General features: G+C 70.6%; 12 protein-coding genes. 6 read left to right on the forward strand and 6 right to left on the reverse strand.

The features are described 5' to 3' along the window. Positions 1–1,572 (reverse strand): BBE domain-containing protein, encoded by a 1,572-nt coding sequence (locus tag AB0F29_RS35290; RefSeq protein ID WP_361881149.1) that lies wholly within the window; start codon positions 1,570–1,572, stop codon positions 1–3. A gap of 280 nt (positions 1,573–1,852) precedes the next feature. Between AB0F29_RS35290 and AB0F29_RS35295 the strand changes: the two genes are divergently transcribed. Beyond that, positions 1,853–3,433, forward strand: a complete 1,581-nt coding sequence (locus AB0F29_RS35295; RefSeq protein ID WP_361881152.1) for an aminotransferase class III-fold pyridoxal phosphate-dependent enzyme — start codon at positions 1,853–1,855, stop codon at positions 3,431–3,433. A gap of 95 nt (positions 3,434–3,528) precedes the next feature. Further along, entirely contained in the window at positions 3,529–4,557 is a 1,029-nt protein-coding gene (locus tag AB0F29_RS35300) for a methyltransferase (RefSeq protein WP_361881154.1), read from the forward strand. Between the two features lie 144 nt (positions 4,558–4,701). Here AB0F29_RS35300 and AB0F29_RS35305 read toward each other — a convergent pair whose 3' ends face one another. Continuing rightward, positions 4,702–6,090, reverse strand: coding sequence for an aldehyde dehydrogenase family protein (locus AB0F29_RS35305; RefSeq protein ID WP_361881157.1), 1,389 nt, complete (start codon positions 6,088–6,090; stop codon positions 4,702–4,704). 1 nt (position 6,091) lies between these two features. Beyond that, a complete protein-coding gene (locus AB0F29_RS35310) occupies positions 6,092–7,201 on the reverse strand; it encodes a phenazine antibiotic biosynthesis protein (RefSeq protein ID WP_361881160.1) in 1,110 nt (369 codons plus the stop codon). A 318-nt stretch (positions 7,202–7,519) separates the two neighbouring features. Here AB0F29_RS35310 and AB0F29_RS35315 point away from each other — a divergent pair, with 318 nt between their 5' ends. After that, positions 7,520–8,719: an NAD(P)/FAD-dependent oxidoreductase gene (locus tag AB0F29_RS35315; RefSeq protein ID WP_361881161.1), complete on the forward strand. Its 1,200-nt coding sequence runs from the start codon at positions 7,520–7,522 to the stop codon at positions 8,717–8,719. Positions 8,720–8,799: 80 nt separating this feature from the next. Here AB0F29_RS35315 and AB0F29_RS35320 read toward each other — a convergent pair whose 3' ends face one another. Genes AB0F29_RS35320 through AB0F29_RS35330 form a run of 3 tightly spaced genes read right to left on the reverse strand, consistent with a single transcriptional unit; the run spans position 8,800 to position 11,987 of the window. Next, a complete protein-coding gene (locus AB0F29_RS35320) occupies positions 8,800–10,074 on the reverse strand; it encodes an amidohydrolase family protein (RefSeq protein ID WP_361881164.1) in 1,275 nt (424 codons plus the stop codon). Between the two features lie 3 nt (positions 10,075–10,077). Beyond that, positions 10,078–11,763, reverse strand: a complete 1,686-nt coding sequence (locus AB0F29_RS35325; RefSeq protein WP_361881167.1) for an AMP-binding protein — start codon at positions 11,761–11,763, stop codon at positions 10,078–10,080. Then, entirely contained in the window at positions 11,760–11,987 is a 228-nt protein-coding gene (locus AB0F29_RS35330) for an acyl carrier protein (RefSeq protein WP_361881170.1), read from the reverse strand. The genes AB0F29_RS35325 and AB0F29_RS35330 overlap by 4 nt, the downstream gene beginning before the upstream one ends. A 436-nt stretch (positions 11,988–12,423) precedes the next feature. On the opposite strand from AB0F29_RS35330, the gene AB0F29_RS35335 reads away from it, so the two are divergent. The 3 genes from AB0F29_RS35335 (at position 12,424) to AB0F29_RS35345 (ending at position 22,461) form a co-directional block, all read left to right on the forward strand. Continuing rightward, complete coding sequence (locus tag AB0F29_RS35335; RefSeq protein ID WP_361881173.1) at positions 12,424–13,698, forward strand: DegT/DnrJ/EryC1/StrS family aminotransferase; 1,275 nt, start codon at positions 12,424–12,426, stop codon at positions 13,696–13,698. Then, positions 13,695–14,876, forward strand: coding sequence for an FAD-dependent oxidoreductase (locus tag AB0F29_RS35340; RefSeq protein ID WP_361881176.1), 1,182 nt, complete (start codon positions 13,695–13,697; stop codon positions 14,874–14,876). Before AB0F29_RS35335 ends, AB0F29_RS35340 begins: the two co-directional genes overlap by 4 nt. 103 nt (positions 14,877–14,979) lie before the next feature. Beyond that, a complete protein-coding gene (locus tag AB0F29_RS35345) occupies positions 14,980–22,461 on the forward strand; it encodes an amino acid adenylation domain-containing protein (protein WP_361881179.1) in 7,482 nt (2,493 codons plus the stop codon). Positions 22,462–22,470: the final 9 nt, after the last annotated feature.

A 22,470-nucleotide genomic window follows, 5' to 3' on the forward strand; every position in this document is an offset into this window, starting at 1 on the left:
TCACCGTTCCTTCTGCGTCGTTGCCTGAGGGCTCGTGATGGACAAGGCGTGGTGGAAGATGTTCAACGGATCCCATTTCGCCTTCACTTCTTGCAGCACGGGATAATTCTCGCCGTAATACAGTTCATGCCAGGGAACGTTGGACGAGTTCCACTCCGGATCCGCCAGATCGATGTCCGCGTAATTGATGTAGGCACCCGTGTTGACATCGTTCGGCACCGGGACGCCGCCCGTCGAAGCGTGTATGTCCCGGTACAGTTCGCGGATCCACCGCATATGCCGGTCGTCCTCGGCGGGATCCTTCCAGGTGACCATGTAAAAGGTCTTCACCAGGGCGCCCCGCGGTATGGCCGTGGCGGTGGAGGGCACGGCATTGACCTTGCCGCCGTACGCGATGTACTCCACCGCCGCGTACGTGCCTCGGTAGTCGTCGCGGGTGAGGTGCCCGTGAAGAGTGGCGAGCTGTTCCGGGGAGTGCGGGGCGCGCAGATCCGCCGACTTGACCTTGCACCGGAGCCCGATGGCGGCCGGGCCGGTGTCGGGGACCGCCAGATACCGGCTCGCGGCCAGCCACGGCAGGGACGTGCGCCGGATGGCCGGAGCGGTGCCGACGCCGGCACCGAGCGCTTCGAGGAACGCGTCCATGCGGGCGTGGGCGCGCGGTGATTCCACGGGCAGATGGGCGTGCAGAGTGAGGTCCCCCGCCGAGCGATGCGGGCAGTCGAGCAGGGCGTACAGGTCGGCGTCGGGCGAGTCGACCGCGCTGTTCGCCAGCTGCCAGCGAAGGAAGTTGCCGGTGAGCCGGACGAAGTCTGTCTCGGTGAGCCCGCCCCATGGCCAGCGCGCCTCCGCGATGTGCAGAGCGCTCGGCGGGCGGGGCAGCAGGCCGGCCGGATCGGTTCCGTGCGCGTCCGGGGAACGCATCCAGTACCGGGTGACCACACCGAAGTTGCCGCCGCCGCCCCCGGTGTGCGCCCACCAGAGATCTCTGTTGGGGTCGCTCTCCTCGCGGGTCGCCACCACCGTCGACACGTTCCGGTCCTGGTCGACGACGACCACTTCGACCGCGTACAGGTGGTCGACGCTGAGCCCCAGCAACCGGGAGAGCGGTCCGTAACCGCCGCCGCTGATGTGCCCGCCCGCGCCCACGCCCATGCAGAAGCCGACGGGGATCGTGACTCCCCAGTGGTGGAAGAGGGCGTCGGTCATCTTCCCCACCGAAGCGCCCGCCTCGATGACGAAGGCGTTACGCTCGCGGTCGAAATCGACGCGGGACATGGGGGAGAGGTCCAGGACGATCCGCACGTCGGGTGCGGCGACGAAGTTCTCGCCGCAGTGCCCGCCCGAGCGGACGGCGATCCGCTTCCCGGTCTCGACCGCTTCACGGACCGCGTCCTCGACCTGTCGCGGCGAATGGGCCAGCCGGAAATAGTCGGGCTTCGCCAGGAACCGGTAGTTGTAGGCGTGGCGAAGATTCTCGTAGCGAAGGTCGTCGGGTGTGACGATCGTGGAAATCGGTGTCGGATGAGATAGCACATCTTCCTCATCACCGTAACTGTCGTCGCGTTTCATGGTCCTGTCCGTCATCTCCGCCGTTCGATCCGCGCGAGGGAGCGACCGTGAACCATGATGAGCCGTCCCGGAACGCGCCTCTGGTCGTTGGGTCACCGTACTCCGGCAGAGGAGCCCGTCATGGCGAACATAAACGAAGGTTCGAGCTGATTAGACCCGGCGATCTAGACCCGTTGCCGGTGCCGGACAGTCGCCTGTAAAGTCCGGGACCACCAAAACGGACAGGTGATTGCACGATCCCTGGCAGGATTCATCGGCAGTGATACGAAAGAGGCGTGGTATGAGCAGTGCAGCCAGTGATCCCGTCTTCGCGGACCGTCGGCTGAACGACTGGCTGAGCAGCGTGGGGCTCGGAATCGAGTATTCCCGGGCCGAGGCCAACACACTGTACTTCCGGGACGAAAGCGATCAGGAAGTAGCGGTGCTCGACCACGTGTGTGGATTCGGATCGCTGATATTCGGTCATAACAACCCGGACATCACGGAGCACGCGAAGTCCGTGCTGGACCAGCAGATTCCGGTGCATGCCCAGCTGTCCCGGCAGTCGCACGCGAACAAGATAGCCACCGTGTTGAACGCGATCGTGCGGCGGGAGGTGCCGGGCGGTGACAGCGGATACGCGGCGATATTCGCCAACAGTGGTGCCGAGGCCGTCGAGATCTGCGTGAAACACGCGGAACTGGAACGCCGTGCCCGGATCGTGAAGCTCACGGACGACATCGCCCGGCACATCGAGGAGGCGCGGGAAGCCGTCGGCGCGGGGCGGGCGACCGTCGTCGAGAACCCGTACGTTCCGGTCGGCCCCGGGCGCGACGACAGGGAGAAGCTCGAAGAGCTGATCGCGGAAATCGGCCGCAGGAACGCGGAGCTGGTCGCGCGGGGGCCGGTCCATCTGGCGCTGGAGAACGCCTTTCACGGCAAGCTCGTCGCCAGCGTGCAGCTCACCCAGAATCCGCACTGGCGCCTTCCCTTCACCGCCCTGTCCTCCTCGACCCGCTTTCTCCACCCGGACCGGCCGGAGGAGATGAAGGCGGCTGTCGAGGAGCTTCGCGAGAACCTGCTGGACATCGTGGTGGACGACGGTGCGGTGAACGTGGTGGAGCGGGAATTTCCCGCCATCGGGGCGTTCTTCGTCGAACCCGTCCAGGGCGCGAACGGCATGCGCCCCTTGTCCGAGGTTTCGGCCCGCGAGATCAGGGCGGTGTGCGACGCGATCGGGTGCCCTCTGATCGTCGACGAGATACACAGCGGCATGGGCCGGACGGGCGCCTTTCTCGCCAGTTCGCACATGGGCCTGCGGGGCGACTACTACACCCTGGCGAAGAGCATCGGCGGAGGAATCGTCAAGAACGCGGTGGCCCTCTTCCGCCAGGACCGATTCCGCCCGGAATTCGAGGTCATGCACAGCTCGACCTTCGCCAAGGACGGGCTCTCCGCGTCCATCGCTCTGAAGGTGCTGGAGATGCTGGAGGCCGACGACGGCCGGGCGTACCGGGTCGCCGCCGAACGGGGGAGCCGGCTCAAGGAGATGCTCGGCTCGGTCCGGTCCGACTTCCCGGAGGTCGTGGACACGGTCGCCGGCCTCGGCCTCATGGTCGCGCTGGAGTTCACGGACCAGACCCGGGCGTCGTGCGAGGTGCTGCGGGAGAAGGCCGGCGCGGGCATGCTCGGATACGTCGTCGCGGGCTACATCCTGCGGGAACACCGGATACGCGTCCTCCCGGTCGGGCCCGTGGGCAACTCGGTGCGGTTCGAGCCCTCGATCCATCTCACGGACGCGGACATCGCCCGTACGGAGTCCGCGCTGCGTGATGTCTGCACGATCCTCCGCGACCAGGACGGCCACCGTCTCCTGCCCTGATGGGGGTATGAGGGCGGGCCCGTCGACGGCCGGCGGGCACGTCGCCCGAGCGGCTCACGTTCACGATCGGTCGAACCGGCAGAGAGGTGTCCCCCATGAGCAGTGCGGTATCCGCCGAGTCATTGATGTCGGGACTGATGGAGCACGCGCTCAGTGCGGCATGCGCGGCGTCGGTGCGGGCGGCGGTGACCCTGGGCCTGCCCGAGGCGCTCGGCGACGAGGCGGCGACGTCCGACGAACTCGCCTCGGCGGTCGGCGTGCATCCGGCGGCCCTTCGGCGGCTTCTGCGGTCGCTGACGTCCTACGGTGTGTTCACCGAGACACCGGCGGGCTCGTTCGCCCACACCGACAAGTCGCGCGTCCTGCGCGAGGATTCACCGAACAGCGTCAAATACCTGGTGCTGTGGTGCACCGAGCCGTGGCTCTGGTCGCTGTGGGGAGATCTCGACGAGGCGGTCCGGACCGGAGGCGAGGTCTTCAGCAGGGCGCACGGCCGGAAGTTCTACGAGCAACTGCACATCGAGTGGCCGGAGTCCGCGCGGACGTTCGAGCGCGCCATGACGCAGCAGACCCGGGTGTCCGCCCTCGCCATCGCCGACATGCTCCCCCTCTCCGGCGCCGGCACGATCGCCGATGTCGGCGGAGGGCAGGGACTCGTCCTCGGTACGCTGCTGGAACGCCACCCGGAGGCAAGGGGGTTCCTCCTCGACCTCCCCGACGTGGTGGCGAACGCGGACCCGCGACTGCACCCGGGCGGTGAACTGGCCGACCGCGTCCGGTTGGTGCCGGGGGACTGCCTGAGGGAGATCTCCGCCGAGGCCGACGTCTACCTCTTCAAGAACATCCTGGGGGCGGACGACGACGCCTCGGTCCGGATTCTGCGCAACGCGGTGCGGGCGGCACCGCCCGGAGCCCGGATGGTCATCGTGGAGAACTTCGTCGACGACGGTCCCGGACAGCGGCTCGCCTCCGCACTGGACCTGCGGATGCTGCTGGTCATCGGGGGACAGAAGCACACCAGGGCCGGACTGCTGGGGATCGCGGAACGGGCCGGGCTGACCGTGCGGAACGTTCGCCCGGTCGACTCCTCCCTCCACATGATCGAGGCCACCGCCCCGGTGTAGCCGCGGTCGGGCCGCACCACCCGGGCGGTGCGGCCCCGCGAACAGCACGAGCACCCGTTCGGCCTCCGGCGCCTGCCGGAGGCCGAACGGGTGGGAACGACACGGGTGCGGGGGCGGCGAAGCGTAACGACGCCCCCCTGGTGGTCAATCGACGACGACCGCCTTGGTCCGCATGAGGAATTCACCGAGGTATCCCTCGTGGGGGAGGCCGGGAAGCGTCCAGGTGGTCGGACGGTCCCCGACCTGGATCTTGTCGATGGACGGGTCGGCGACCAGTGAGGTGATGAGCTCGTCGTCGTCCGTGAACACCGTGAGCGACAAGGTGTCGCGCAAGGCCGCCAGTGCGTCGCCGTCGCGTCGCCACGGCAGCACCCAGACACACGGGAAGCCCAACTCGATCCGGGCCTGCGGGGCGTCCGGACGGTCCAGGACGAACACCGCCGGGCGCAACACCGCGGAACCGTCGCCCAGTTCGTCGACGATCGTGTCCCCACCCAGCAGCGCCCGTGCGTCGCCCGCCTGGGTCCGGAGATAGGTCTCCATGGCGAGCGCGGCGGCGACCGGGCGCACCGGGAGCCTCGCGCGCTCGTCACCGGGCGGGAGCGAGGGAAGCCTCCCCAACCGGTCGGCGAGAGCCTTCGCGACGGGCTCCGGGTCGCCCTCCACGAACACCGCGGTCGCGTTCACACAACCGGTGCCGGCGTGCCCGGCGACGGACTTCGCGATGGTGTCCAGATGGTCCAGGGCGTTCACCCCGGCGGTGATGAGGATCTTGGACCGGCCGGGCCCGAACGGCATGACCAGGGTGCTGGACCCGTACTTGCGGGCCACCTCATCGGCGCCGAACGCGATGGCGACGTCCGCCTCGGCGACCAGCCGGTCGGCCGTCTCGTGGTCCGTGGGCAACAGGGCGACCTGATCATGGTCATAGCCCGCCTGGCGCAGGGCCGAGACCAGCCGGTGGGCGGTGAACGGCTCCCGTTGCGACGGCCGGACCGCCACGCGGTAGCCGAGCGCCAGGGCGTCGAGCCACGAGGTGTGCACCGCGAGGGAGTTGGCCGGCGCCTGCACCACCAGCACCTCGCCACGACGGGTCCACACCCCGCAACCGCCTCGCGCCCGCGGGTCGCGCCAGCTGTCCACCGCGCCGAGCGGACGGGCCTGGCGCACACTCTCGTGCGCGGTCTCCGCGTACGCGCCGACCTGCCGCGCCGTTTCCCGTACGGTGGCGATCGGCAGACCGGAGACGTCGGCCACGGTCCGGTGGTAGATCTCGGGGGAGACCCCGTTGACGGAGCCGCTCGCGAAGAGCCAGCCCGCACGGGTCAGGAGCTTTTTGCGCCGCTCCACCTCCGGCGGAGTGGCCCTGCGCAGCGCCGTGATGGTCCGTTGCGCGAACAGCCAGGGCACCAGACTCAGTTCGGCCACCGGGCTGCCCCGGACGTCATGGACGACTTCCCGGTTGCGGCTCCGGAAGGGCCCTCCGGTACCGAGTGCGGGGAGGTCCACCGGTGCGGCTGGAGCGTCTCGCACGTCAGTAGACCCCTTCGACCACGGCGGAGGCGCCGAACTCCCGGACCGGCTTGAAGTCGGCCACCGCGTCGCCCGGCAGGCCAAGGCGGTGCGGATGGCGGATCCCGGTGTCCCGGTCCAGGTTGTTGGGCAGGAACAGGTTCCGGGTGACGTGATGGGTGACGACCTGGCCGCGCTCCCCGTACGGCACGTTCTTCCCGGTGTCCGGATCGATCACCGAGAACATGGCGAACGGCGACGGCGGGTCAAAGACCGGTGCGTCGTCGGCCGGCGCCCCGGGCCGCTGCGGCATCGCGCAGAAGATCATCGTGCTGCCGAAGATGCTGACGAAGTCGATCTGCGGGAAGAGTTCGGTTCGGAACAGGTGCCGGGTGTCCTCGTCCATCGAGGTGCCGCCGTAGATCACGGTGTTGACCTTCTCGTTGATCAGGTCCACCAGGTGATCGCGGCGGCAGACGGCCTCCAGGAGCGGCGGCGTGATGACCATGACGCGGATGTCCTGGCTCCGCAGGATCCAGTCGATCTGGTCGACCAGGTGGGAGATGTAGGCCTTCGCCTCGTCGGCGGCGCCGCGGCCCATGACACGCTTCGCCCACCGGGGGTCGAAGTCCAGGGTGAAGAAGATGCTCCCGAAGCGGTGGGCGGTGTCCTGGGCGAGGACACCGGCCATGTGCGGACCGCCCGGCATGATCCCGAGCCAGTTGTCGCCCGCCGCGATGCCGTGCTCCACCAGTCTGTTGTAGTACCAGGCCCAGGACTGCTCCCGCACGTCGGGCAGCATGAACACCCGCTTCGGCGCCCCGGTCGTTCCCCCGCTCTCGGCCACCACGGGCGGTGCGGGCAGCTCCGCGATGTCTCCGTACCCCCTGGGGACCAGATCCTCGACGCGCGCGTCGCGCAGCTCGTCGACGACGTTGGGGAACAGGGAGAGATCCTCCACGGTCCGCACGTCCTTGCGCGGATCGAAGTCCAGCCTTTTACTCTGTTCCCGCCAGAAAGGCGATCCCGTCGCGGGATCGAAATGCCATGCCATGGCTTCCTGAATGAGTTCCTGGGTATCTGGCGGGCTGTCCCACGGAGTGTCGAGTGCGGATGCGGCACGTGAGGTCATCGTCCTGCTCCTCGGCATTTGTCTTTCGACGGTCGGCTGAGTGGAGGGGAAGAGTGCGTCCGCTCGAACTCGGGCACCCGGACCGCTGGTCGGGGCGCAGCCTCCGGAATCTCTTGTGAAGGTACAAGGCCGATACCCCTCCCGCCAGCCCCTTTTCCTCGTCCGATGGATCACCTGGTTTTACAACCGTGGATCTAGACTCATTGCCGCTCGCCCGGTGGCGTGATTAGTCTGCGGGGTGCTGTTCCGATTTCCGTAAAGATTGGCGAACAGCCTCCATCCGACGGGCCGTCACATGAGTGCGGGCAGGAGTGGAAGATGAGCGAGAGCCGCTACGACGTGATTGTCGTGGGTGCGCGGTGCGCGGGGTCGCCGACCGCGATGCTGTTGGCGAGGAGGGGGTACCGGGTCCTGGTCGTGGACCGGGCGACCTTTCCCAGCGACACGTTGTCGACTCACCTCGTGCACCCACCGGGCGTCGCCGCGCTGCGCAGGTGGGGCCTGCTCGACCGACTGGTGGCCACGGGCTGTCCGCCCATCCACACCTACGAGTTCGACTTCGGCCCGCTCGTCCTCCCCGGCGCTCCGGGTACGGCGGCCGACCCGTACGCGTACGCGCCGCGCAGGACCGTCCTGGACGCGATGCTGGTGGACGCGGCGGTGGAGGCGGGGGCCGAGGTGCGCGTGGGGTTCACCGTCTCCGGGCTGGTCTTCGACGACGCCGGCCGGGTGGTGGGCGTACGGGGGCGGGGGCCCCGGGGTCCGGAGGTGACCGAGCGCGCGCGGGTGGTGCTGGGGGCCGACGGTCTGCATTCGCTGGTCGCGCGCGCGGTGGACGCGCCGCGCTACGACGAGCATCCGAAACTGATGGTCGGTTACTACAGCTATTTCAGCGGGCTGGAGATGGAGGGGGTCTTCAAGGCCCATTCCCGTCCCTACCGGAGTTTCGGCGCATGGCCGACCCATGACGGCCTGACGCTGGTCGGCGGCTGCTGGCCGTTCGCGGAATTCGACGCCGTCCGGAAGGACATCGAGGGGAATTACTTCAAGAACTTCACGCTGGCACCGGCGTGGGCGGACCGTATACGCGAAGCGAAGCGTGAGGACCGGATCGTCGGTGCGGCGCTGCCGAACTTCTTCCGCAAGCCTTTCGGCCCCGGCTGGGCGCTGGTCGGCGACTCCGGCTACTGCAAGGACTTCTTCACCGCCCAGGGCATCAGCGACGCGTTCATCTCCGCCGAGCTGTGCGCCGCGTCCCTGGACGACGCGCTGTCCGGGCGAGTGTCGTTCGACGCGTCGATGGCCGCCTATCAATCCGCCCGCGACCGGCATGCGCGACCCGCCTACGACTTCACGCTCCAGGTCTCCACGCTGGACCCCCCCTCCGCGGACTTCGAGAAGGTCCTGGAGGGCATCGACGGAAACCGGCAGGGCATGGACGCCTTCGCCCGGGTGAACGCGGGGGTGACGTCGATGGAGCGGTTCTTCGCCGACTGGGGCCCTTCCCCCGCTGCCTGAGACGCGTACGCCGACGCACGGAAACCGTCCGCTGGATCGCGGACGGTTTCCGTGCGTCGGCGGGGCGGACGCCGGGCCGTTCAGGCGGCCCGTGCGGTGGCCGCGCCCGCGGCGGCGTTCCGGTACACCGGCTCCCCGGCCTTCCACACCCGCGCGATGCGGTCCGGATCGGCCAGCACGGTCATGTCGGCCAGGGGATCTCCGTCCACCGCCAGGAGATCGGCGTCGTGACCGGCGGCCAGCCGGCCGGACCGGGGCGCCCGGGGTCCCAGCGTGCCGGGGCCGTGGGCGGTGGCCGCCGTGATGGCCTCCAGCGGGCTCAGGCCCGCGGCGGTCAGATGGGCGAACTCGCTCGCGTGTCCGCCCCAGGAGAGCGGACCGCCGCGGTCGCTGGTGCCCAGATCGGTGCCGAGCGCGATGGTGACGCCGGCCCGGTGCGCGACAGCGATCGCCGCGAGGTGCCGATCGGCCATCACCGCGAAGCGGTCCCGCCAGGCGGGCGGCAGCGCGCCGGCGTTCTGCCGCAAGGCCTCGTAGATCGTGCGCGTCGGCACGAGCGTCATGCCCCGCTCGGCCATCAGGTCCGCGGTCTCCTCGTCGATCTCCGTACCGTGCTCGATCGTGTGGCATCCGGCGTTGATCGCGGCCAGGATGCCGGCCCGCCCGTGGCAGTGCGCCGCCACGACCCGGTCGGCCCGTGCCGCCTCGGTGACGATCGCGGTCAACTCCTCGTCCCGGTACTGTTGGTGCACCGGGTTGTCCACCTCGCTCAGGACGCCGCCCGAGGTACAGATCTTGATCAGTTCGGCTCCTGCCCGCAGTTGCAGACGCACCGCGCGCACGCACTCGTCCACCCCGTCGGCGATGCGCAGCGTGCCGCCGCTCCGGCAGGGGTCGGTCACCCATGGGTAGGGCAGGCGGTGTGCGTCGCTGTGGCCACCCGTCTGCCCGATGACCTGGTTGGCGCTGTAGATGTTCGGCCCGGTGAAGGTGCCTTCCCGGACGGCCTCGGCGAGGACGCAGCCATGGCCGCCCATGTCCCGCAGACTGGTGAAGCCCGCGCGCAGCGCCGTCTCGGCGTCCTTGACGCTGCGCGCGACGGCCAACGCCTGGGGAGTGAGCATCAGCTCCTCGGTGCTGACCCGGCCGCGGATCCCGGCGAAGTGCACATGGCAGTCCCACAGTCCGGGCAGCAGGGTCGCCACCCGGGTCGGTTGCAACGACCGGTACTCGTCGCCAAGTTGGGCTGTCGGCCCGGCGAAGCGGATACGGCCTTCCGTGTGCACGACGCTGCCGTGTGCGACGGGTGCGCCGGCGCCGGGGATGAGCAGGTCCGCGTCGATGCGCTCTGTCATGGGCTATGCCTCCAAGGCCGTACGCCGTGCGAGATCGGCGCGGAGCGCCTTCTTGTCGATCTTGCCGATGGCGGTGGTCGGCAGCTGGGCCACGACCTCCACCCGTTCGGGCAGTTTCCAGACGGCCAGCCCGAGCCCGCGCAGGAACCGGCGGAGCTCCAGCAGCGTGGGTTCCCGACCCGTCTCAGGGACGACGTACAGGCAGACGGTCTCGCCGTACAGCTCGTGAGGAGCGCCGACGGCGGCACTGGCGCGCACGCCGGGATGGCGCGCCACCGCCATCTCCAAGTCCTCGGCGGGGATCTTCTCGCCGCCGCGGTTGATGATGTCGCGCACCCGGCCGTTGACGACGAGGGCGCCCCCGGGCGTCCGGGTCGCCAGATCGCCGGTGCGGTAGAAGCCGTCCGGGGTGAACGCCTTCGCGGTGGCGGCCGGGTCCCGGTAGTACCCCGCGACGGTGTAGGGGCCCCGGGTGAGGAGTTCCCCCGTCCCGCCGTCCGGCACCGGGCGGCCGTGCTCGTCCACGATGAGCACCTCGTCCATCGGGGAGGCGGGGCGGCCCTGGGTCTCGACGATCACCGTCTCGCGGTCGTCGAGCGCCGTGTAGCAGAGCAGCCCCTCGCTCATGCCGTAGCACTGCTGCAGCGTCGCTCCCAGGACGGGGCCGATCCGGCGCGCCAGCTCGGGGGTCGGGCGGGCGCCCCCGGTCTGGAGCACTCGCAGGCTGCTGAGATCGGCGGCCGCCCGGTCGGCGGCTGCCAGCCACTGCATGGCCACCGTCGGTACGAGAGCGCAGTGCGTCACCCGTTCGCGTTCGATCTGGGCGAGGGCCTGCCGCGGGTCGGTGGTGTCGCCGAGTACGACCGTGCCGCCCTGGGCCAACGTACCGAGTACTCCCGGGCAGTTGAGGACGAAGCCGTGCGCGGCGGGCATCACCGCCAGGTAGACCGTGTCGTGCGAGACCCCCGCGATCCCGCAGGCCGTCCGCACCATGTACGCGTACCCCGCGTCGCCCCGGGGGATCACCTTCGGCGGGCCCGTGGTGCCGCCGGACAGCAGGAAGACGGCGGCGTCGGTCAGGGCGGACGGACGCGGAGGCCGGGCGCTCACGACGGCGGGGCCGACCGGTCCGTCCCAGGGCCCTGCCGGATCGCACAGGGCGGCGAGGTCGACGTCGTCGGCGCCGATGTCGCCGAGGGAGAGGACATGCCCGAGGAACTCGTGTTCCGTCCGCAGCCGCCGGGCCGACTCCACGGGGTTGGCCGCCCTGCCGCCGGCGCTCACCGCGATGGCCACCGGCCGGGCGGCGCGCACCACATGGCCCAGCTCGTAGTCGCCGAACCCGGGCAGGACCAGGACCGGCGGCGCTCCGATGTCGAGCAGGGCCAGGACCAGGACCACGAACTCCGCGCGGTTCGGCAGTTGCACCACCACCCGGTCCCCGGCACGGACGCCGAGCCCCTCCAGCCGCCGGCCGGCCGCGGTGACTGCCGTGTGCAGTTCGCCGTGGGTCAGCCGTGTCGTACCGCTCACCACGGCAAGCCGGTCGGGGTGGCGCAGCCGCGCCTCGCGCAGCAGATCGGCGATCCGCTCCTCGCGCCACAGCCCGGCCCGCAGATAGGCCTCGGCCCGTCGCCGGTCGATCACCGGGACGTCCTCGTCCAGCGGCCGCGCCCCGAGCGGGCTCATCGGGGGGCCTCCGCTATTCCGCGGGTCAATTGCTCCACCGTGTAGTCGTCCTTGTCCCACAGATCCATCCTGACTCCGAACCGTTCGCGCAATTGAATCTCCAGGTCGGTGGTCTCGACAGAGTTGAGACCGATGTCAGCGCGGATCCGGGTATACGGTTCGACCTCGCTCAACGTCTGCTCCGAAATTCCGATATCGAGCAGCAACTGCTTGATGACGTCCACGGACACGGCGGCCCCCTGATTTTCGATGCCGAGGATGAGAGGCGGTGGTGTTCCGCCGTTTGCGCGAAACTCCGTATGGAGCGCAGGCCGAGGCTAATCGACGCCCGTCGGCCTGACAACGGACTAGTACGCCGGTACTAGCGCCTCGTTCCGTTCCCGGCCCGGGCCACGGAGGTTGCCCATCGTTGGGGGAGAACCGGGGTGTGGAAGGCGTAGACCGGCCTTACATCAAGCGGTGTATTTCCGATTCCGGTGAGATTTGAGAGTGTTGCGCTTGTGCCGGACGAATATCGCAAGCCTGCGGTCCGATCTGGAGAGTGACCGCGGGAAATTCGACCCGTTGATCGGCGTACTGCCGATCCGGACTGGAGCCTATCGATGCCCGAATTCTCGGGTGACACGTGTTCAGGCAGTCGGGAAGTCATGGGGGTAGACGGTGCAACAGTCGTACGAAATTCCTTACCCGGAGCTGGGGTCCGTACTAGGGGAGCAGGAAATCGGCGTTCTGGCCCGTTTGCTCGAATCCGGTGAGAACCTGTCGGGGGGAAGATGCCGAGAGGAGTTCGAGCGGTGTTTCCGCGAGTACCTCGGAGTGCCGCACGCGCTCTCGGTGACCAGTGGGACCGTGGCGCTGGAGATCGGGATACGGCTGCTCGACCTGAATGAGGGCGACGAGGTCATCGCGACCCCGCAGACGTACAAGGCCAGTGTGCAACCGCTGTTGAACTACCCGGTGAAAGTGCGCTTCTGCGATGTCGAGCCGGACACCCTCAATATCGACCCCGACCACTTCGCATCGCTGATCACCGACCGGACCAAGGCACTGATCCTCGTGCACTACGGCGGGCTGCCCTGCGACATGGACGCCGTCATGGAGATCGCCCGCCGGCACGGGATCACCGTCATCGAGGACTGCGCGCACGCGCTCGGCGCGGAGTACCGGGGTCGCAAGCCGGGTGCGCTGGCCGACATCGGCTGCTTCAGCTTCCACTCCAGCAAGAACATCACCACCCTCGGAGAGGGCGGGATGATCACGCTGTTCGACCGGACGCTGGCGGAGCGGGCGGACCGCATCCGGTCCAACGACGCCGACGCCGTCTACCGCGAGCAGGCACGCGCCATCGGAGAGTCCACCAGCGCCCATCCATGGATGATGCACCCCGGTTTCGCCTTCACCCACGACTGCTCGAAGATCCGCTACGGCGGCACGAACGCCACCCTCGCGGAGCCGAACGCGGCGGTGGGCACCGTACAGCTGGCCAAACTCGACCAACTGGTCAGCAGACGGGCGGAGATCGCGGCCGCCTACGGCAAGGTCCTCGAACGGTACTCCGGGGTACGGGCGCACCGGGGGCCCGAGCCCGTGCGGCACGGACACCATCTGTACACGTTCTTCGCCGACCCGGCCGACGGCATCCTGCGCAACCGGCTGGTCTCCCGGCTCGACGCACTCGGTGTGCAGATGCAGCTGCGCTACTTCCCCCTCCACCTGCTCGCCGAATGGCGGGCCAGGGGGCACGCCGCCGGGGAGTGCCCGGTCGCCGAGCGCATGTGGTTCGAGCAGCAGGTCAACCTGCCCTGCCACCCGGGCATGACCGACCGGCAGGTCGAGCAGGTCGTGGCCCGGCTCGACACCGTCCTCGGCCAGGAGGCCCGGGGCATACCCATCGCGGAGCGAACGCCGCGGACGACGGAGGGCCGGACCCGGTGACCGAAGCAGAGCACTACGACATCGTCGTCATCGGCGGCGGCCCGGTCGGGCTCGCCTCCGCCTGGCACGCCGCCCGCCGCGGCGCGCGGGTCGCGGTCTTCGAGCAGTACGCGTTCGGCAACGAACAGTGCGGCACGAGCGGGGCGGAGCGGCACTGGCGGTTGCAGTACACCGAGCCGGATCTGTGCCGGCTGACCGGGGAGGCCCTGCCGCTCTGGCGCGAACTCGAACGGGCCACCGGGAGCCGGCTCCTGCACGCGTTCGGCAGCCTCTGGTTCGGTGACGTCGACGTCGCCACCAACGAGGGCAAGATCTCGGCGACCGCGCGGACCATGGACGACCTGTCCATCCCGTACGAGTGGCTCACCGCGGCCGACATCGAGCGCCGCTACGGCTTCACCCGCCTCCCCGGCCACTTCGAGGGGTTCGTCCAGCCCGACGGCGGAGCCGTCGACGTACGCGCCACGGTGGAGGGCCTGCTGCGGCTGACCGAGGCCGCGGGGTGTGTGCTGCGGGCACACGAGCCGGTGCTGGAACTGGTCCCCGACGGCGAGGGGGTGCGGTTGCGTACGTCACGGGGCTGGTGCAGGGCGGGCAAGGTGGTGGTGGCCAACGGCGCCTACGCCAACGACCTGCTCGAACCGCTGGGCGCCCGGCTCGATCTCAACGTGTTCGAGATGGCCCTGGTGACCCTGCGCCAGCGCGACCCCGGCGCGCGCTACCCGTTCTGGTTCGTCTTCCAGGAGCCGACCGAGGAGGACACCAACCTGTTCTACGGCTTCCCGCCCAACGTGTGGCAGGACACGGACAGGGTTCGCGTAGGCCCGGTGTTCGAGGTCAACGCGCTGGCCGATCCCGGGCAGGCGACCGGCGTCCCCGACCCGCGCCACGTGGCCCGGATGTGTGAGTGGGTCGAACGGCATCTGCCCTCGGTGGACCCGCGCCCCCTGGCGCGCGAGACCTGTCTCGCCGTGCTGCCCGCCGACCCCGAGCGGCAGTTCTTCCTCGGCACCGCCGAGGGCCGGTTCGACGGCGGGGAGAACGTGGTGGTGGCCACCGGCGGGTGGGGGTTCAAGTTCGTGCCGTTGCTGGGCCGAATCTGCGCCGACCTGTGCCTCGACGGCGCGACCGACTACCGCGTCGACCGCCTGATGCTGCCGGACGCCACCCGTCTTTAGGTCCTCCCGCTCTTCGAGCGATGGCGCGAACGCGACGGGGCGCCCCTGGGCGCGTCCGGCGATCCCGCATGGCCGATCCTTCCTCTGCAAAGGAGATTCCCCGGTGGTTTCCGAAGTTTTCGCCACGGGTGCCCATCACGACAGGACGTCCGTCGACATCGCCGTCGTCGGCATGGCGGGCCGCTTCCCCGGCGCCCCCGACATCGACGCCTACTGGCACAACCTGCGCTCCGGCGTCGAGTCGATCGAGCAGCTGACCGAGGACGACCTGCTGGCCGAGGGGCTCGCCAGGGAGGTCTTCGACGCGCCGGGCTATGTACCGACCGCACCGACGCTGGAGGGCATCGAGCTCTTCGACGCCGGGTTCTTCGGCTTCACGGCCCGGGAGGCCGCCCTGCTGGACCCACAGCAGAGGCTCTTCCTGGAGAGCGCGTGGCACGCGATGGAGCACGCCGGGATCGACCCCGCCCGGTGCGGGAGGGCCGCGGTGTTCGCGGGCGGCAACATGCCTGCCTACCTGATGTCCAACCTGCTGGGCGGGGCCCGGATCGTGCTCGACTCGGCCATGTTCGAGCTGCAGATCCACAACGACAAGGACTACCTGGCCAGCCGGACCGCCTACAAGCTCGGCCTGACCGGCCCCGCGGTGAACGTGCAGACGGCGTGCTCCACCTCACTGGTCGCGGTGCACCAGGCCACCGCGGCACTGCGCTCCGGCGACTGCGAGCTCGCGCTCGCCGGCGGGGTGTGCGTCCGGGTGCCCCACCGGGTCGGCTACCGCTACGAACAGCAGATGATCTACTCGCCGGACGGGCGGTGCCGCCCGTTCGACGCCGACGGCGCGGGCACGGTCTTCGGCAACGGGGCCGGCGTGGTCGTGCTCAAGCGGCTGGCCGACGCCCGCCGCGACGGCGACCGGGTCCTCGCCGTGCTCAAGGGATCCGCGGTGAACAACGACGGTGCGGACAAGGTCGGTTACACCTCACCGAGCGTACGCGGGCAGGAGGCGGTGGTCGCCGCCGCGATCGCCGACAGCGGGGTGCCCGCCCGGTCGATCACCGCGATCGAGGCGCACGGAACGGGTACCCACGTCGGCGACCCCATCGAGATCACGGCGCTCACCAGGGCGTTCGGACGGCACACCGAGGACAGGCAGTTCTGCGCCGTCGGTTCCGTCAAGTCGAACATCGGGCACCTGGAGTCGGCGGCGGGCATCGCCAGTTTCATCAAGGCCGTGCTGCAACTGCACCACCGGACGCTGGTTCCGAGCCTGCACTACGAACGGCCCAACCCGCGCATCGACTTCGCCGCCACTCCGTTCTTCGTCAACACGGAACTGCGCGACTGGCCCGAGGGGGAGTCCCCCCGCCGGATCGGGGTGAGCTCGTTCGGCATCGGCGGCACCAACGCCCACGTGGTGCTGGAGCAGGCGCCCGAACCGAGCCCCGGCCACCCCTCCGGCCGGCCCGAGCTGGTGGTGGTCTCGGCCAGGACCCCGGCAGCCCTGGACACGGCCGCCGAGGCACTCGCGCAGAAGCTCGCCGGACTCGACCGGCACCCGCTCGCCGATATCGCCCACACCCTCCAGACCGGTCGCGCGGCCATGCGCTACCGCCGGGCCGTGGTGGCCGCCGACACGGCCGAGGCGGCGGCCTTGCTCTCCGGGGCCGACCCGGGCAGGGTGCGGGGCGCGGACGCGGGCAACACCCCGGCGAAGACGGTCTTCCTCTTCCCCGGCCAAGGCTCCCAGTACGCCGGCATGAGCCGAGGGCTGTACGAGAGCGAACCGGTCTTCGCCGAGGCGATGGACGCCTGCGCCGCACTGCTGGCCGAGCCGCTCGGCATCGACCTGCGGACCGTGCTCTACCCCGACACACCCGGCGAGGACGGGCTCACCCACACCACCCTCGCGCAGCCGGCCCTCTTCGCCACCGAGTACGCGCTGGCCGTGCTCCTGCGGTCCTGGGGGGTCGAACCCGACGTCATGGTCGGGCACAGCATCGGCGAGTTCACCGCGGCGGTGCTCGCCGGAGTGCTGTCCCTGGCCGACGCGGCACATCTGGTCGCCCTGCGGGGCCGCCTCATGCAGGACCTGCCGACCGGGGCCATGGTCTCCATCGCCGCCGCCGCGGCCGACATCGAGCCGTTCCTGCCGACCGGGGTGTCCATCGCCGCCCTCAACGCACCCACGCTCTGTGTGGCCTCCGGCCCCCACGAAGCGGTGGCGGAGCTCGGCGTGATCCTGGCGGGCAAGGAGATCACGGTCCGCCCGCTCCACACCTCGCACGCCTTCCACTCCTCGATGATGGACCCGGTCGTGGAGCCGTTCACCCGGGCCGTGGCCGGCACGGCGCTCGCCGCACCCCGCCTGCCGTTCGTCTCCTGCGTCACCGGGGAGGCCATCAGCGCCGAGCAGGCCACGGACCCCGCGTACTGGGGCACACATCTGCGCCGCCCCGTGCGCTTCGCCGACGCGGTGCGCACCGCGATCGGCGACGGCCCCGCCGTCCTGGTCGAGGTGGGCCCGGGCAACACCCTGAGCGTCCTGGCCCGCGCCGGCACGGGGGCCGCGGGGCCCCGGGCCGCGGCCGTCACCACGATGCGCAGGCCCGACGAGACCGCCGACGACGGCCAGGTCCTGCGGACCGCGGTCGGGGACGTGTGGCTCTTCGGCGGCGCGGTGGACTGGCCCGCCCAGCACGAGGGACCGCGCACCCGGGTGGAGTTGCCCGGCTACCCCTTCCAGCGCGACCGCCACTGGATCGAGCCGCGCGGCACGGCGACGGGCGCGCCCCTCGCCCTGGGCATCGCCGACCACGAGGAGCCCGAGGCGGAGCAGCCCGCCAGGGCGAATCGGCCGAGCACCCTGGTGACCCCCTACGTGGAGCCGGCGGACGAACTGGAGCGCACCATCGCCGGGATCTGGGAGGAGATGTTCGGCATCGCGCCGATCGGCACCACGGACGACTTCTTCGAACTCGGCGGCCACTCGCTCCTCGCCATCCAGGTGCTCAACCGGCTCCACGCCACCTCCGGGGCGACGGTGGAGCTGGGCAAGCTGCTGGCCACCCCCACCATCGGAGGCATGGCCGAACAACTGCGCGAGGCCGGTGCGGTCGGGGCAGAGGACCGGCTCGCCACCGTCGTCCCCCGGCCGGACCGGCGGTACGAGCCGTTCCCGCTCACCGAGATGCAGCAGGCCCAGTGGATCGGCCGGCTGTCCAGCTTCGACATGGGCGGCGTGGCCCCCCATCTCTACTTCGAGTTCGACAGCCGCACCATCGAGACCGACCGGCTGGAGCAGGCCTGGCAGCGGGTCGTGGAGCGGCACGACATGCTGCGCATGGTGGTCCTGCCCGACGGCCGGCAACAGGTCCTGGCGGACACGGCGCCGTACCGCTTCGAGGTGCTCGACCTGCGTGAGGCCGAGCCGTCGGAGACCGAGCGCCAACTGGCCTCGATACGCGACCGGATGAGCGCCGAGGTGCGCCCCGCGGACGTCTGGCCGCTCTGGGAGGTACGCGTCAGCCTGCTGCCCGACCACCAGGTCCGGGTCCACATCGGCTTCGACCTGCTGGTCGCCGACGTCTCCTCGTTCTTCTACCAACTTCTCCCGCAGTGGCGCGAGTTCTACAACGAGCCCGGACAGGACCCCGCCCCGCTCACCCTCTCCTTCCGGGACTACGTGCTCGCGGAGGAGGAGCTGCGGCGGACACCGAGGTACGAGCGTTCGCTGGAGTACTGGCGCAAGCGGGTCCGCGAGCTCCCCGCCGCACCCGAACTCCCCACGGTGCAGGCCGCCGGGGACGGCGAACGCCTGGGATTCGTCCGCCGGCACGCCCGGCTGGACGCCGAGCTGTGGGGCCGGATCAAGGCGAAGGCCGGCGAGTTCGGCGTCACCCCGTCCAGCGCGATGCTCGCGGCGTTCGCCGTCACCATCGGCACCTGGAGCAAGACCCAGCGCTTCACCCTGAACTTCACGGCCGTCAACCGGCTCCCCGTCCACGAGGACGTCGACGACCTGGTGGGCGAGTTCGCCTCCTTCGACCTGCTGGAGGTGGACGCGGTCTCGGCACCCGACTTCGCCGAGCTGGTGCGCGAACTGCAACGGCAGAGCTGGGCGGACTTCGACCACCGCTACGTCAGCGGCGTACGCATCCTGCGCGAGCGGGCCCGGGCGCGCGGCGGCGCGGGCGACGTCATGCCCGTCGTGTTCACCAGTGCGCTCGGCGGCGACGTCGACGGCAAGCCCGCGCCGTCGCCGGTGGACTGGCTCGGTGAGCAGAGCTACTTCATCTCGCAGACCCCGCAGGTGACGATCGACCACTTCCTGCTGGAGTTCGGGGGCAATCTGGAGCTGGCGTGGCACGCCGTCGACGGGATCTTCCCTGAGGGGCTCATGGAGGAGATGTTCCAGGCCTACCAGGACTTCGTGGTGGGACTGGCGGAGAGCGACGGCTGGCAGCGTCCCCCGGTGCTCGACCTGCCCGCCGGGCAGCTCGCGGCCCGGAACGCGGCCAACGACACCGCCGGCGAGCTGCCCGCCGACGTCCTGCCCGCCCGGGTCCTGGCCCGCGCCGACTCCACCGAACCGGCCGTGATCACCGGGGACCGTACGCTCGACTTCGCCGAACTCGCGGGCCGTGCCGTCGCGTTGGCCCAGGAGCTGACCGAGGGCGGTTTCGGCCAGGGAGCCGTGGTCGGCATCGGACTGGCCAAGGGATGGCGGCAGATCGTGGCGGCACTCGCGGCCTCCGCGGCCGGCTGTACGTATGTACCCCTCGACCCCGGCCTCCCGGAGCCCCGACGCCGCTGGCTGGTCGAGCAGGCCGGAATCGGCTGTGTACTGGCCGAACCGGACACGGCCGCGCACTGGCCGAACGCGCCCCGGGTGCTGCCGGTTCCTGAGGACGCGCCGTGGGACCCGGCGGCCGCGTCGGCGTGGACCTGCCCCGCCCGGCCGGACGACACCGCCTACGTCATCTACACCTCGGGCTCCACCGGAACACCCAAGGGCGTGGCGGTCAGCCACCGCGCCGCCCTGAACACCCTGGTGGACATCGAGGAGCGGTACGGCATCCGGCCGGGCGACCGCGTCCTGGCGCTGTCCTCGCTCAGCTTCGACCTCTCCGTCTTCGACGTCTTCGGGATGCTCGCGGCAGGCGGTGCCGTCGTGCTGCCCGCGGATGCGGACCGCCGCGCCCCGGACCGCTGGACCGAGTTGTGCCGGCTCCACGGGGTCACGGTGTGGAACTCGGTGCCCGCCCTGATGCAGATGCTCGTCGAGCACCTGGAGAGCCGGGGCCCGGCCGACGGCCCGGGCCACCTCCCCGACCTGCGGCTGACCCTGCTCAGCGGCGACTGGATACCGCTGTCCCTGCCGGACCGGCTCCGGGCGGTGGCTCCCGCGACCGAGGTGATCAGCCTGGGCGGCGCGACCGAGGCCGCCGTCTGGTCCATCGCCCACCCGATCGGCGAGGTCGCGCCCGACTGGCCGTCCATCCCCTACGGCCGTCCCCTGCGCAACCAGCGCTTCCACGTCCTCAACGACCGGCTGCGGCCCGCGCCGGTGTGGGTGCCGGGCCAACTGCACATCGCCGGGGCCGGACTGGCCGAAGGGTACTGGCGGGACGAGCGGCGCACCGCCGAGTCGTTCATCGTCCACCCGGAGACGGGGGAACGGCTGTACCGCACCGGCGACCTCGGGCGGTATCTGCCCGACGGCACCATCGAGTTCCTCGGCCGCGACGACTTCCAGGTCAAGATCGGCGGCTACCGCATCGAACTGGGCGAGATCGAGCACGCTCTGAGCGGCCACCCCGACGTCCTCAGCGCCGTCGTGTCCGCACCCGGGGAACGCACCCGGCAACGGCTGGTCGCCCATGTCGTCCCGGCCCACCCCGGGCTGCGGGACGCCCCGGACTTCGCCGACCGGTTGCGGGCCCACCTCGCCGCGACCCTGCCCTCCTACCTGACCCCGTCCGACATCGTCCTCATCGACGCGATGCCGCTGAGCGCCAACGGCAAGGTCGACCGCTCGGCCCTGCCCGACCCCCGGCACCCGGGCGAGGCGACCGCGAGCACTCCGGAGGACGAGGAGGAGCCGGCGACAGGGGCGCTGGGCACCCTGCTGGTCCTGGCCGCCGATCTCCTCGGCGTGGAGCGGCCCCGGGCGCGGGACAACTTCTTCGAGCTCGGCGGCGACTCCATCATGGGGGTGCAACTCGTGGGGAGGGCCAACGCCGAGGGCATCCCGATCACCCCGCAGAACCTCTTCGAGACCTCCAGCTTCATCGAACTTGCCGGGGCCGTACCCGCCGGGACGGGCGTCGGCGACATGGGCGCGGCCGTGCCGCTCACCCCGCACCAGGCAGTGGCACGGGCCCAGGCCGGATCGGTGCTGCTGGACGTACCGGACGCGTTCGACCCCGTGCTGGCCGGCCGCGCGCTGACCGCGCTGGCCGACCGCCATCCGGCCCTCGGCGCCCGGGTGCGGACCGAGGACGGCCGGCCGTTCGTGGTACGGGCCGACCGGGGCGAGGACCAAGAGGTCCCGGAGATCGACCTCGGCGCACTGCCCGACGACGTACGGGCCGAGGCGGTGACGCAGATGCTCGACGAGATGGCCGGGGAGCTGGACATCGAGGCCGGGCCGACGGTCAAGCCCGCGGTGTTCCGCCTCGGCGAACGGGGCAGCGTGTTGGCCTGCACGGTGGCGCAGGGGCTGATGGACGACGCCTCCGTCCTCCTGCTCTGCCGCGAACTGATCCAGGCGTACGACCGGTTGGCCGCCGATCAGCCCGTGGTGTGGAGCGCGGGCGCGGGTTCTCCGCAGGCGTGGAACCAGGGCCTGCGCCGGGAGCCGGCGCACCCGGCGGGGCTCGACGCGCTCCCCGGGGCGCCGCGGGCGCTGCCCCGGCAACGGACCGTCGAACTGGACGCCGCACGTACGGCGGAGCTGTTCACCGCCGCCGCGGCCAGTTACCACCTGGACCCGACCGAGGTGCTGGTGGCGGCGGCGTCCGCCGCACTGGGCAGGGCCCTGGACGAACCGCCGCAGCTGCTGGTCGAGCGTTCGCTGCGGGCCGACCTGGCCGCCAGCGACGAACCGGCCGGCCGCCTGGTCGGCCGGGTGACCGAGCTGCGGACCATGGAGCCGACGGCGGCTCGGACCCCCCTCGCCGAAGTCCTCACCTCGGTGAAGAGGCGGCTGCGGACGACGGACCCGCTCCCGGTCCGGGGGGCGACGGTCGCGGTCAGGGAGGTGGTGACCTGGGATCGCGGCGATGAAGCGATCACGGTCCCCGCGGACTTCACCGGGGTGTCCGGGCTCGCCGGCTGGCACGAGGGGGCGGAAGGGCAGCTGAGCGCGGCCGTGGTGGACGGCGCCCTGCGCGTCCGCTGGCTCCTGGGCGCCTCCGTGTCCGAGGACGGGGCGACCCGCCTGGCCGAGGCCTTCGAGACGGTGCTCGGGGAGATCGCCGAGCACTGCGGCGCGGCGGCGGGGACCTACGAACCGTCCGACTTCCCGCTGTCCGGCCTCTCCGAGGACGAACTGGACGCGTTCCTCGACGAACTGCGGTGACCGGTGACC

Source organism: Streptomyces sp. NPDC026589 (assembly GCF_040638385.1).
In the GTDB taxonomy this organism is placed as follows: Bacteria; Actinomycetota; Actinomycetes; order Streptomycetales; family Streptomycetaceae; genus Streptomyces.